This window comes from Hydrogenophaga laconesensis, assembly GCF_031457235.1.
GTDB lineage: Bacteria > Pseudomonadota > Gammaproteobacteria > Burkholderiales > Burkholderiaceae_C > Hydrogenophaga > Hydrogenophaga laconesensis.
Window position 1 is genome coordinate 53,529 of the sequence record NZ_JAVDWE010000002.1, and the last position, 11,292, is coordinate 64,820.

The following is an 11,292-nucleotide window of genomic DNA, read 5'->3' on the forward strand; positions in this document are numbered from 1 at the left end:
GCCAGGAAGGACACCCCATGACTGCCCCTTCATCCGAAGCCAGGGTCGACTTCACCGATTTCGTCGCCCGCTCCTGGGACGACATGCTCTCGGCCTGCACCCGCTGCGGCCGATGCGTCGAGGTCTGCCCCGTGGTGCCGTTCGCGCCCGGCATGGCCGGAGCGGACCCGGTCCATGTCGTCTCCGGCGTGCTCGACTTCATGCGCGACTCGGTGCCCCTGCCCGAGGCGTCCGCCACCTGGATCCGCCAGTGCAACGGTTGCGGTGACTGCATACCGGTCTGCCCCGAGGGCGTGAACCCGCGCAGGATGCTCATGATGAGCTGTTCCAAGGTGGCGGAGGTGCACAACCCCACGCCACACGTCTTCCGCAAGATGGCGCGCGCGATCCGGATCATGGTGTCGATGCAGCTGGTGCCGGCGGACGTCGCCCGCCTGCTGCGCCCGCCCCAGGCGCGTGACGTCGACGTGGTGTTCTACACCGGCTGCAACCCAGTCCGCACGCCGCACGTGCTGTTCAACGTGATGACCGTACTGGACCAGCTCGGCATCGAGTACGAGGTGATGGGCGGGCCGTCGGCCTGCTGCGGCATCGTCTACAGCAAGTGGGAAGGCGACCTGAAGAAGGGAGGGCGCGTGTCCGAGCAGACGCTGCACCGCTTTGGCGACTTCAAGCCGCAGAAGGTGCTGAGCTGGTGCCCGTCCTGCCAGATCCACCTGGGCGAGACCATCAAGGGTTACCGCGAGGTGAAGTTCGACTTCGACCACATCACCCGGTTCCTGCTGGAGCGCGAGGACGACCTCGTCGCGCGGTTCAACACCCCGGTGAACAAGCGTGTGGTGGTGCACACCCACCACGGTCTGCCCGAAGTGGGCCAGGCCGTGCTGCGCCTGCTGCGCGCCATCCCGGGGCTGACCATCGTCGAGGAGGCCGAGGAACCGGGCTACATGTGCGGCGCCTCCGGCTCCGACCGTTCCCCCGAGCTCAAGGCGCATGTGCGCAAGGACACGCTCGCGCTCTGCAAGCGGGACGATGTCGACGCGCTCGTGTCACTGTTCCACGGCTGTCACCTGCAGCTGTCGAAGGAAGGCCAGACCCACGGTTTCCAGGTGATCAATTTCACCGAACTGCTGGTGATGGCGCTGGGCGAACAGCCCTGCCCCGACACCGTGGAACCGTTCCGCCAGCTCAACGATTGGCGCGCCATGGTGCTGGAAGCCGCGCCGATGCTGAAAGCCAACGGCATCGACATGGACCCCGACGAACTCGCTGCCGTGCTGCCCGAGGTGTTCACTTCGGCCGAGTTCCGGGGTGGGCTCTGCAGCTTCGCGCCCCAGGGCTGAGCGGCCCCGGCGTCAGGCAACGGTGTAGGCGCCGTCCACGTTCCACGCCGCGCCCCGCGTCTGCGCGGCCTCTTCGGACACGAAGTAGGCCGCCAGCGCGGCCACCTGTTCCAGCGTCACGAACGCCTGCGAGGGCTGCTTGACCAGCAGCCGGCGCGTGGCTTCATCGCGGTCCACGCCATCGGCCGCCATGCGCGCCTGCAGCTGGCGCTCCACCAGCGGCGTGAGCACCCAGCCCGGGCAGATCGCATTGCAGGTGATGGCGGAAGTCGCGGTTTCCAGCGCAGTGACCTTGGTCAGACCGATCAGGCCATGCTTGGCCGCCGCATAGGCGGATTTCATGGGCGCGGCGACCAGACCGCTGACCGAGGCAATGTTGACGATGCGGCCCCACTGGTGTTGCCGCATCAGGGGCAGCGCCAGGCGCGTGGTGTGGAAGGCGGCGCTGAGGTTGACCGCCAGGACCGCGTCCCAGCGCTCGACCGGGAAAGACTCGATGGGCGCCACGTGCTGGATGCCCGCGTTGTTCACCAGAATGTCCAGCCGGCCATGGCGCTCGCCCACCCGGGCCACCATGCGCTCGATCTCCTCGGGCCGCAGCAGGTCGGCCGCCACGTGCCAGGCCTGCGAGGCACCGCTGTCCACCAGCTCCTTTTCCAGCGACGCGATAGGCGCCGGGTCGCCGAAGCCATGCAGCACGACGTGGCAACCGTCGCGGGCCAGGCGCCGTGCGATGGCCAGGCCGATGCCGCTGGTGGAGCCCGTGACCAGCGCGACACGGCCCGCCAGGCCCGGGACGCTGCCGCTCATGCGGGTTGCCCCTGTGCGGTCTCGTGCATGCCCGGTGCCGCGTTGCCGGCCGCCACCTCGCCCGTCAGGCGCAGCAGCGCATCCACCGCCACCACGCCATCGGCGCGCGCGATCAGCGGATTGATCTCCAGTTCGTCGACGTCATCGGCCAGCGCGCAGGCCGCGTCGGAAATGCACGCGATCGCCCGGGTCAGCGCGGCCAGGTCGACCGGGTCCGCACCCCGGAAGCCGTCCAGCAGGGGCCAGCCCTTGAGGCGCCGCAGCAGCGTCACCACCCCGTCTTCGCGAACGGGCAGCGGGGCGTGCACCACGTCGCCGAACAGCTCGGCCCACACGCCACCCAGGCCCAGGGTCATCACCAGGCCAAAGACCGAATCGCGGACCACGCCCACGAGCAGTTCCGTGCCCGGCGCCTCCTGCTTCTGCACCAGCACGCCAGCCACGCGCGCTCGTGGTTGCCGTTCGGCCACGCTGCTCAGCACGGCAGCGCAGGCGGCCTGCACCGCTGCGTCGTCGCCCAGGTTCAGGCACACGCCACCGGCTTCGGACTTGTGGGCGATGTCGGCGCTCAGCACTTTCAACGCCACCGGGTAGCCGATGGCCCGCGCCGCCTCCACCGCCGCGCCCGCCGACACCGCCACGCGCTCCTGCGCCACCGGCACACCGAAGGCGGCGAGCACGTGTTTGGCACGGTGTTCGTCGATCGCGCGTTCGCCGTCGAGGCGGGTCTCGCGCACGAGTTCGCGCGCCACCGCCGGAGCATCCGCGGGCTTGCCGGTGCGCGTGGTGCCGGCGTGGCGGCGCCGGTTCTCATGCCAGTGGGCCAGGCTGGCGAGCGCGCGCACGGCACGTGTCGTGTCGTCGAAGACCGGCACGCCGGCGGTCTCCAGCGCCTCGCGCGTGGTCACCTTGCCGGTGGAAATGGCCGCCACCAGGCGACCCGATGCGCTGGACACTGCCGCCAGGCCCTCGGCCATGCGGTCGATCAGGAAGCCGGGGGCATAGATCACCGCGAAGTCCACCTCGCCGGAGGCAAAGAGCGCCCGCAGCGCCTGCGACGCGAACTGGTGCCGGTTGACGATGTTGCCGGTGAAGTCCACCGGGTTGTGCACCATGCCAAAGCGCGGAATGCCTTCACGCAGCGCCTCGCGCACCGGTGCGCTCAACTCGGGCAGTTCAATGCCGGACTGGGTGAAGGCATCGGCCAGCAGCGCGCCGATGGCGCCGGAGATGGTGAGCACGGCCACGCGCGGGCCGCTGGCGCGTCCGCGGAAGCGCCCGAGGTAGGCCATGTCGGCGGCATGCAGGATGTCGTGCGCGGGGACCACGCACAGCCGCTCGAACATGGCGCGGTAGACGGCACCGGAACCCGCGAGCGCGGCGGTGTGCGAAGCCGCCGCGAGCGCGCCCTTGTCCGTTTCGCCCGCCTTGAGCAAGGTCAGCAGGCGGCCTTCGTCGCGCAGCCGCGTGGCCACGCGTTCGAAGCGCGCCCCATCGCGCAGGCCCTCGATGTAGCCGACCAGAGTCTCGGTACCGGGGCGATCGGCCAGGTACTCCAGGTACTCGGAGAATTCGACGCAGGCCTCGTTGCCGGTGTTGATCACCACGTTGAAACGCACGCCCAGTTGCCGCCCTGCCGCGTAGATCGCCGAGCAGATGCTGCCGCTCTGCGTGACCAGCCCCGTGTCGCGCGGCGCGGCTGGCGGTTCGACGGTGCGGAAGATGGCCGTGAACGTGCTGTAGGCGTGGCTGTCCAGGTTGCCGAAGCCCATGCAGTTGGGGCCCGCGACCGCCATGCCGAGTTCGCGCGCGACCTCCACCAGTTCGGCCTGCAGGGCCAGGCCTTCGCTGTCGCCGGCCTCGGCGAAACCGGCGGCGAACACCACGGCGGCGCGGATGCCGCGCGCGGCGGCCTGGCGCATCACGCCCACCACCTCCGGCGCCGCCACGGCGATCACGATCACGTCGGCCGGCGCGGGCAGGGAGGCGATGTCGGGGTAGCAGCGCAGCCCGGCGATCTCGGTGTACTTGGGGTTGATGGGATAGATCGCGCCCTGGAAACCACGTTCGGTGAGCAGCGCGACCGGCATGCCACCGAGCCGGGTGAGGTCGGCCGAGGCGCCGTAGATCGCGATCGAGCGCGGGTCGACCAGGGGCTGGAGGCGCGCGGCCTCCACGGATGCGGAAGAGGTCATGGCGTCGGACTCAGATGGGCTTGGGATCGGCGGCATGTTCGGCCAGGCCGCGCATGACCTGCCACAGGCGCAGGTCGCGCTCGCGCTGCAGTTCCAGCGTGGAACGGCCGGCGTAGTCGTAGAAGCCCTTGCCGCTGCCCACGCCCAGTTCGCCACGCGCCACGCGCGCCTGCAGCAGGGCCGGGCTGCGGTTGACCGGGGCGTCGACGATCTCGGGGTCGGCCAGGTTGCGCAGGCTCAGGTGCAGCCCGGTGTAGTCGTAGCGCTGCATGATGCCCAGCACCTGCATGCGAGGCGCCAGGCTGGTGCGCACCGCCACGTCGAGTTCGGCGATGGAAATGACGCCCGATTCGATCATGTCGAACGACTCGCGCCCGAGCGCGCGCAGCAGCCGGTTGATCACGAAGCCGGGCACGAACTTCTCGAGCACCACGGGGGCCTTGCCCAGGGCGCGCAACAGGGCGACCGTCTCCTCGCGCAGCGACACCGGCGCGGGCGCCTGGCAGACCACCTCCACCAGCGGCAGGATGTGCGGCGGCGCGAACCAGTGGGCGACCAGCAGCCGGGATGCCAGCGCGGGCGGTGCGAGAGCGAACACGTCCAGCGTCGAGGTGTTGCTCCAGACCACGGCGTGGGCGGGTGCCACCTCGGCGACCTGCGCGTACACGGCGCGCTTGATGTCGCGGTCCTCGGGCACGGCTTCCACGACGAGGTCGGCGCGCGCGATGGCCACGGCGACACCCAGGCGCGGCGTCACGCGCGACAGCGTGGCACGCGCGGTGGCGGCATCGCACACCTGCGCCTGCACCTTGAGGTCCAGCGCATCGGCCAGCGAGGCCATGCCGGCATCGAGCGCGGGTTGCCGCACCTCGCACAGCTCGACCTCGAACCCATGTTCGGCGAAGACCAGGGCGATACCCGGCCCCATCACGCCTGCGCCCAGCACCGCCACGCGCGATGCGCCCGGGGTGAACGCGCGCCCGCCCAGCGTCAGGCTGGCGGCGCCTGTCGATTCGAATGCGGCCATGTCAGTACACGACCGCGATCGCTTCGACCTCGAGCAGCAGCTCGGGCCGGGCGAGGGACGACACGCCCACCATGGTGCTGGCGGGCGGGCCGTCCGACCGCAGGAAGGGCGCGCGCGCCTCGCGGATGACGCGCGCCTTCGCCGGATCGAGGTCGCGCACGAAGAGCACGGTCTTGACCAGATCGGCCATGGACGCGCCCTCGGTCTGCAGTGCTTGCTCGATGTTGAGGTAGACCTGGCGCGTCTGTGCCGCCAGATCGCCCTCGCCCACCACGGCACCCGCGCTGTCGTAGGCGACCTGCCCCGACACATAAATGGTGGTGCCCCCCGTGACGCGGGCGGTGTGCGAGAACCCATTGGGCTTCGCGAGCGAAGCCGGTTGCTGGAAGCGGTTCATGCGAACGCCTCCTACAGCGAGTTCTTCATGCCCAGGCGCTCGATGGTGCGCGCCTCCTCGGCATAGGTCTTCTTCGCCCACACCGCGTAATCGGCGGAGTTCATGTAGATGGTGGGCTGGTCGTAGCGGTCGATCATCTCGACCACCTTCGGATCGGCGAGCGCGGTGCGGAAGCCGTCGTGCAGGGTCTTGACCACCGCCGGGTCCATGCCGGCCGGGCCGACGATGCCGAAGGGCGAATCCGACGCCATGTCGTAACCCAGTTCGCGCAGCGTGGCCACCTGGGGCCAGCGCTTGGTGCGCTGGCTGCCGTAGGTGACGAGCAGTCGCATCTTGCCGCTCTCCACATGCGGCGCCCAGCCGGTGGTGTCGGTGCCCACCATCACATGCCCGCCCAGCAGCGCGGGCAGCATGTCGGCGCTGCCCTTGAACGGCACGTGGACGATGTCGATGCCGGCACGGGTGGCGAACTCGTCCATCGCCAGGTGCGGGCCGGCACCCATGCCGGTGGAACCGTAGGTGAGCTTGCCCGGGTTGGCCTTGGCGTAGGCCACCACGTCCTGCAGGCTCTTGAAGGGCGAGTCGGCCCGCACCACCATGCCGAAGGTGTAGCCGGTGAGGTTGATGATGTAGGTGAAGTCCTTGAGCGGATCGAAGGTCTGCACGCGCTGCATGTGTGGCACGCGGAACATGCCCATGGGACATTGCGTGAGCGTGTAGCCGTCGGGCCGGGCCGTGCGCATGGTCGGTGCCGTCATGGTGCCGGCCGCACCGGGCCGGTTCTCCACCACCACCGACTGGCCGAGCGCACGGCCGGCCGCCTCGGCCAGCGCGCGGAACATCACATCGGTGGGCCCTGCCGCAGGGAACGGACAGTACAGGGTGATGGGCCGGGACGGGAAGGTCTGGGCTGCGGCACCGAGGGGCAATGCGCCCAGGGCACCGGTGGCGAGAAGCAGTTCACGACGTCGCATGGGAAGACTCCGGTAAGTGGGGCCGGACATCAGTGAAAGCCTGATGCCCAGAATGCTTTTCCAAGTTCCGCTCAGCGGAATTTGTTGCACCCTGAAATTCAGTTTACAGACGCTCCCCGGCCCGGTAAACCGGGTACGGCCTCGAACCGGGCCTTTCTGCCCTGCCAAATGCTTTCGTTCGCCGACCCTTGTTTTCAGTTTTCGGAACGGATGGCCCGCTCCATGCGCGCGGCGGTGTCCAGCAGGCGCGGCGCGATCTGCGCCAGGCGTTGCGGCGTCATCAGGCTGGCGGGGCCGCCGCAGTTGAGGCCGAAGCGCTCGCGGCCGTCGCCCGGGTCCAGCGTCACCGCGGCCGCGCCGATGTCCGCCCCGGGCAGAGAGAGCACCACACCCTGGCGCCGGTAGCTGGCCTCGGCCTGCTCCAGGCCGGCCTGCCCCTGCTCCCATTCCAGCGGCGCCTCGGCCTTCAGCGTGGCCAGCGCCGTGGATCGCGTCGCCTCGTTCAGCGAGAACAGCACGGCGCGCCCGATGGCCGAACGCGTGAGGGAGAGGCGCGCACCCACGTCCAGCCCCAGCGTGAGTGGAGCGGCGGAACGGCAGTGCGCCACGTACACCACCCAGCCACCGCTGCGCACCGCGAGCGACACGGCCGCCTGCGCCTCGTCCGCCAGCGCCTGCATGAAAGGCCGCACGATGCGACCCAGTTCGAAGTGCGACAGCACCTTGAACCCCAGGCCGAGCACCGGCAGGCCCAGCGCATACATCTCGCGCTCGGGCGAATGCTCGAGGTAACCGAGCGTGGTGAGCGTGTAGGCCAGGCGCGAGACCGTGGCCTTGGGCAGGCCGGTGCGGCGTGCGATCTCCTGGTTGGGGAGCCACTGTTCGGAGCGCTGGAAGCAGCGCAGCACGTCCAGGCCACGGGCCAGTGCGGTGACGAAACGGCGGTCTTCCTCGGCCTGGCTGCGGGGGGTTTTGATCGGTCTGGCGGTTCGTCCCAAGGGCTTCCTCAATAGTTTCGCTGTGCAGAATATAAATTCTGACAGGATGGCGCGCAATGGGGCTCGTGGCTATACTGACCCGCCAACTTCCAAGGAAAGGCGGCGATGAAAGCAGTGGTGTGCAGGCAGTGGGGAGAGCCCGAATCCCTCGTCGTCGACGAGGTGGCCTCCCCTGTCCCGGGGCCCGGGCAGGTGCTGATCGAGGTGCACGCGGCGGGGGTCAACTTCCCCGACACCCTGATCATCCAGCGCAAGTACCAAGTGCAGCCCGAACTGCCGTTCTCGCCCGGCGGCGAGGTGGCGGGGCGCGTCAAGGCGGTGGGGCCGGGCGTGAGCGGCTGGAACGTGGGCGACCGCGTGGTCGGCAGCGCCACCTTCGGCGGCTTTGCCCAGGAAGCGGTGATCGCCGCCGAGCGTGTGGTGCCCATGCCCGAGGGCATGGACTACCCCGAGGCCGCCGCCTTCGTGCTGGCCTACGGCACCAGTCTGCATGCCCTGAAAGACCGGGGCCGGCTCGCCGCTGGTGAAACGCTGCTGGTGCTGGGCGCGGGCGGTGGCGTCGGCATCGCGGCGGTGGAGATCGGCAAGGCCCTGGGCGCGCGCGTCATCGCCGCCGCTTCGGACGACGACAAGCTCGGCCTGTGCACCGCCCACGGCGCGGACGCCACCCTCAACTACGCCACCGAGGACCTGCGCAAGCGCCTCAAGACCCTGGCGCCCGACGGCGTGGACGTCATCTTCGACCCGATCGGCGGCGAACGGTCGGAAACGGCCTTCCGCTGCATCGCCTGGGAAGGGCGCCATCTGGTCGTGGGATTCGCCGCCGGCGAGGTGCCCCGGCTGGCGCTCAACCTGCCGCTGCTCAAGGGCGCGTCCGTCGTCGGCGTGTACTGGGGCAACTTCCTGCGGCGCGATGCCGACACCACGCGCGCGCACATGCGCGAGTTGTTCGCGCTGCACGCCTCGGGCGCGGTGCGCCCACCCGTCACACGCCGCTACCCCCTGGAAGAGGCCGGCCAGGCCCTGCGCGACGTGATGGAGCGCCGCGTCAAGGGCAAGGTCGTCATCCTGACGAGATGAACACCCCCCTGCGCCGCTGTGCGGCTTCCCCCCTCCGTGGCGCGCCTTCGGCGCTTCAAGGGGGGCGGCATCTCGGGCCGGCGCAGCCGGACCCTGGATGCTTCTGATGATGGTGGCCTCTCTCGCCATGGCGTGGCGAACAACTGAATACGAACCGGGAGCCGCACCGTGCACCGTCTGAGTGAAGACATTTCGTCGCGCAAGCTGGAGGCCCTGGTGGCCTACCTGGAGTTCAAGACGCTCAACGCCGCCGCCGATGCGCTCGACACCAGCGCGGTCAGCGTGCACCGTGCCCTGCATTCGCTGGAGGACAGCGTGCGCTGCTCGCTGTTCCGCCACGAGGGCCGCGGCCTGGTGCCCACGGAGGCCGCGCACACGCTGGCCGGCGTGGCGCGCGATGTGCTCGGCCGGCTGGACCGAGGCATCGAGGCCACGCGCATCGCCGCCGGCTACGCCTCGGACCGGCTGAAGATCGGCTCGCTCTACTCGCTCACGAGCCACGTGCTGCCCGAGCTCATCAAGTCGATGAACCAGCGCCGGCCCAACCTGCAGTGCGAACTGATCCTGGGCAAGTCGCGCCACGAGCTGCTGCCCCGCCTCAAGCAGGGGCAGATCGACGCGGTGTTCGCCGAGATCCTGCCCAGTGACCCCGACCTGGTGTGCCTGCCGATGTTCGAGGACGAGTCCTACTTCGCCGCGCCGCTGGGCTCGCCCCTGGCCGCGCGCGAGACCATCGTGCTGGCCGAACACGTCGGAGAGAAGGTGGTGACCCTGGCGGAAGGGCCGTTCTCCGCCGCGCAACTGGCCGAACGCTTCCGGGACTTCCAGCCCTGCGTGGTGATGGAGGTGCAGGACATCTTCACGCAGATGAACCTGGTGGCCAGCGGCGTGGCCTGCGCGGTGGTGCCCGGCCGCATCCGCCCGATGTACCAGCACCTGGTGCGGTTCATCCCCTTCGCCGAAAGCGAGGGCGCGCGCCAGACGATCGGTCTGAGCGTCATGAAGGCGCGCGAACGCGACCCGAACCTGCTGGCCCTCTCATCGGTGGCCCGCGTCTTCGTGCGCGAACGCGAACGGCGCTAACCCATCCAGAGGCATCCAGGGTCCGGCCGCGCCGGTCCGAGATGCCGTCCCCCCTCGAAGCGCCGAAGGCGCGCCACAGAGGGGGGAAGCCGCAAAGCGGCGCAGTGGGGTGTCTCACTCACCGCTGCGCGAACGCCTTCTCGATGACGAATTGCCCCGCATGGCCGATCTGCGGCGAGCCTTGCAAGCCGCGCGCCTCGAGCCGCTCGGTCAGGTCCGCGAGCATGGCGGAACTCCCGCACAGCATGACGCGGTCGGTCGCGGCGTTGAGCTCGGGCAGGCCGGTGAGGCGGGCCAGCCCGCCGTCGTCCATCAGGTTGGTGATGCGTCCGGTCGTGTGGAAAGGCTCGCGCGTCACGGTGGGCACGTAGAGCAGTTGCTCGCTCACCATCGGCCCGAGGAATTCGTCTCGTGGCAGTTCTTCCGTGAGGAAGCGGGCGTAGGCCAGGTCGGATACCCGGCGCACCGAATGCACCAGCACGATCTTGCGAAAGCGCTCGTAGACCGTGGGGTCCTGGACGATGCTCATGAACGGCGCGAGCCCTGTGCCACTGCTGAGCAGGTACAGGTTCTCGCCGGGCAGCAGGTCGTCGACCACCAGCGTGCCCACGGGCTTGCTGCTCACCAGCACCTCGTCGCCGGGGCGGATGTTCTTCAGCCGCGAGGTCAGCGGACCATCGGGCACTTTGATGCTCAGGAATTCCAGGTGCTCGGCGTAATGCGGGCTGGCGATGCTGTAGGCGCGCATCAGTGGCCGCCCGTCGACTTCGAGCCCCAGCATCACGAAGTGGCCACTGTGAAAACGCAGTGCCGTGGACCGGGTGGTCCGGAAAGTGAACAGGTCCCCGTTCCAGTGGTGGATGGAGGACACCGTCTCGCGCAGCAGGTTGCTCATGTCTGGTCTCCCGATCAGGCCAGCGATGGATCGGCGACGCCGAAGGCAGACTGGAGCTTGCCCACGACACCGTCCCAGGCCGGCGCGTCGGGCGGTGGCGTACCCTTTCTGGCAATCGGGCGCCAGGCGGGGGCATAGCGGGCGTTGAACGCGGCCCAGCCGCGCAGGCCGTCCTCGACGTCGGGGCGGATCGCATCGGCCGGGCATTCGGGCGTGCACACGCCACAGTCGATACAGACATCGGGGTCAATGACGAGCATCGTGTCGCCCTCTCGAAAGCAGTCGACGGGACAGACGGTGACACAGTCCATGTATTTGCAGCGGATGCAGTTCTCGGTGACGACGTAAGCCATGGTGGGGCGCGTGGATGGGAATGCCCTGAAGGTACCGGGCAGCGCCTGGCCAAACAAACACAGCGGCGTGTCTTCATTTCGCCTGCGGCAACGATTCGAGCAGAATGGCGGGCTCGCGCCCTGAGAAAGCAACGGAT

11 protein-coding genes are annotated in these 11,292 nt (G+C 69.4%); 3 read left to right on the top strand and 8 right to left on the bottom strand.

Annotation, left to right across the window (positions count from 1 at the left end; genetic code table 11):
• Positions 1–17 precede the first annotated feature (17 nt).
• A complete protein-coding gene (locus tag J2X09_RS04635; protein ID WP_204732916.1) occupies positions 18–1,343 on the top strand; it encodes a (Fe-S)-binding protein in 1,326 nt (441 codons plus the stop codon).
• A gap of 12 nt (positions 1,344–1,355) precedes the next feature.
• Here J2X09_RS04635 and J2X09_RS04640 read toward each other — a convergent pair whose 3' ends face one another.
• The 6 genes from J2X09_RS04640 to J2X09_RS04665 form a co-directional block, all read right to left on the bottom strand.
• Complete coding sequence (locus J2X09_RS04640; protein ID WP_204732915.1) at positions 1,356–2,153, bottom strand: 3-hydroxybutyrate dehydrogenase; 798 nt, start codon at positions 2,151–2,153, stop codon at positions 1,356–1,358.
• A complete protein-coding gene (locus J2X09_RS04645) occupies positions 2,150–4,348 on the bottom strand; it encodes an acetate--CoA ligase family protein (RefSeq protein WP_204732914.1) in 2,199 nt (732 codons plus the stop codon). Before J2X09_RS04645 ends, J2X09_RS04640 begins: the two co-directional genes overlap by 4 nt.
• A 10-nt stretch (positions 4,349–4,358) precedes the next feature.
• Entirely contained in the window at positions 4,359–5,375 is a 1,017-nt protein-coding gene (locus J2X09_RS04650; RefSeq protein WP_204732913.1) for a 3-hydroxyacyl-CoA dehydrogenase family protein, read from the bottom strand.
• A 1-nt stretch (position 5,376) separates the two neighbouring features.
• Positions 5,377–5,772: a RidA family protein gene (locus J2X09_RS04655; RefSeq protein WP_204732912.1), complete on the bottom strand. Its 396-nt coding sequence runs from the start codon at positions 5,770–5,772 to the stop codon at positions 5,377–5,379.
• Between the two features lie 11 nt (positions 5,773–5,783).
• Positions 5,784–6,746 (bottom strand): Bug family tripartite tricarboxylate transporter substrate binding protein, encoded by a 963-nt coding sequence (locus tag J2X09_RS04660; protein ID WP_204732911.1) that lies wholly within the window; start codon positions 6,744–6,746, stop codon positions 5,784–5,786.
• Between the two features lie 194 nt (positions 6,747–6,940).
• Positions 6,941–7,744 (bottom strand): IclR family transcriptional regulator, encoded by an 804-nt coding sequence (locus J2X09_RS04665; protein WP_204732910.1) that lies wholly within the window; start codon positions 7,742–7,744, stop codon positions 6,941–6,943.
• A 105-nt stretch (positions 7,745–7,849) separates the two neighbouring features.
• Between J2X09_RS04665 and J2X09_RS04670 the strand changes: the two genes are divergently transcribed.
• Both J2X09_RS04670 and J2X09_RS04675 read left to right on the top strand, forming a co-directional pair.
• Positions 7,850–8,824, top strand: coding sequence for an NADPH:quinone oxidoreductase family protein (locus tag J2X09_RS04670; RefSeq protein WP_204732909.1), 975 nt, complete (start codon positions 7,850–7,852; stop codon positions 8,822–8,824).
• Between the two features lie 168 nt (positions 8,825–8,992).
• Positions 8,993–9,907, top strand: coding sequence for a LysR family transcriptional regulator (locus J2X09_RS04675; RefSeq protein WP_204732908.1), 915 nt, complete (start codon positions 8,993–8,995; stop codon positions 9,905–9,907).
• A 118-nt stretch (positions 9,908–10,025) separates the two neighbouring features.
• Here the strand turns inward: J2X09_RS04675 and J2X09_RS04680 are convergent, their stop codons facing one another.
• Complete coding sequence (locus J2X09_RS04680; protein ID WP_204732907.1) at positions 10,026–10,802, bottom strand: ferredoxin--NADP reductase; 777 nt, start codon at positions 10,800–10,802, stop codon at positions 10,026–10,028.
• Between the two features lie 14 nt (positions 10,803–10,816).
• Positions 10,817–11,155 (bottom strand): ferredoxin FdxA, encoded by a 339-nt coding sequence (gene fdxA, locus J2X09_RS04685; RefSeq protein ID WP_204732906.1) that lies wholly within the window; start codon positions 11,153–11,155, stop codon positions 10,817–10,819.
• Between the last annotated feature and the right edge of the window lie 137 nt (positions 11,156–11,292).

What these genes read in the sequence shown, in the direction of transcription:
- J2X09_RS04635 (WP_204732916.1), top strand. Translation starts at nt 18, where the DNA reads ATGACTGCCCCTTCATCCGAAGCCAGGGTCGACTTCACCGATTTCGTC.
- J2X09_RS04640 (WP_204732915.1), bottom strand. Translation starts at nt 2,153, where the DNA reads ATGAGCGGCAGCGTCCCGGGCCTGGCGGGCCGTGTCGCGCTGGTCACG.
- J2X09_RS04645 (WP_204732914.1), bottom strand. Translation starts at nt 4,348, where the DNA reads ATGACCTCTTCCGCATCCGTGGAGGCCGCGCGCCTCCAGCCCCTGGTC.
- J2X09_RS04650 (WP_204732913.1), bottom strand. Translation starts at nt 5,375, where the DNA reads ATGGCCGCATTCGAATCGACAGGCGCCGCCAGCCTGACGCTGGGCGGG.
- J2X09_RS04655 (WP_204732912.1), bottom strand. Translation starts at nt 5,772, where the DNA reads ATGAACCGCTTCCAGCAACCGGCTTCGCTCGCGAAGCCCAATGGGTTC.
- J2X09_RS04660 (WP_204732911.1), bottom strand. Translation starts at nt 6,746, where the DNA reads ATGCGACGTCGTGAACTGCTTCTCGCCACCGGTGCCCTGGGCGCATTG.
- J2X09_RS04670 (WP_204732909.1), top strand. Translation starts at nt 7,850, where the DNA reads ATGAAAGCAGTGGTGTGCAGGCAGTGGGGAGAGCCCGAATCCCTCGTC.
- J2X09_RS04680 (WP_204732907.1), bottom strand. Translation starts at nt 10,802, where the DNA reads ATGAGCAACCTGCTGCGCGAGACGGTGTCCTCCATCCACCACTGGAAC.
- fdxA (WP_204732906.1), bottom strand. Translation starts at nt 11,155, where the DNA reads ATGGCTTACGTCGTCACCGAGAACTGCATCCGCTGCAAATACATGGAC.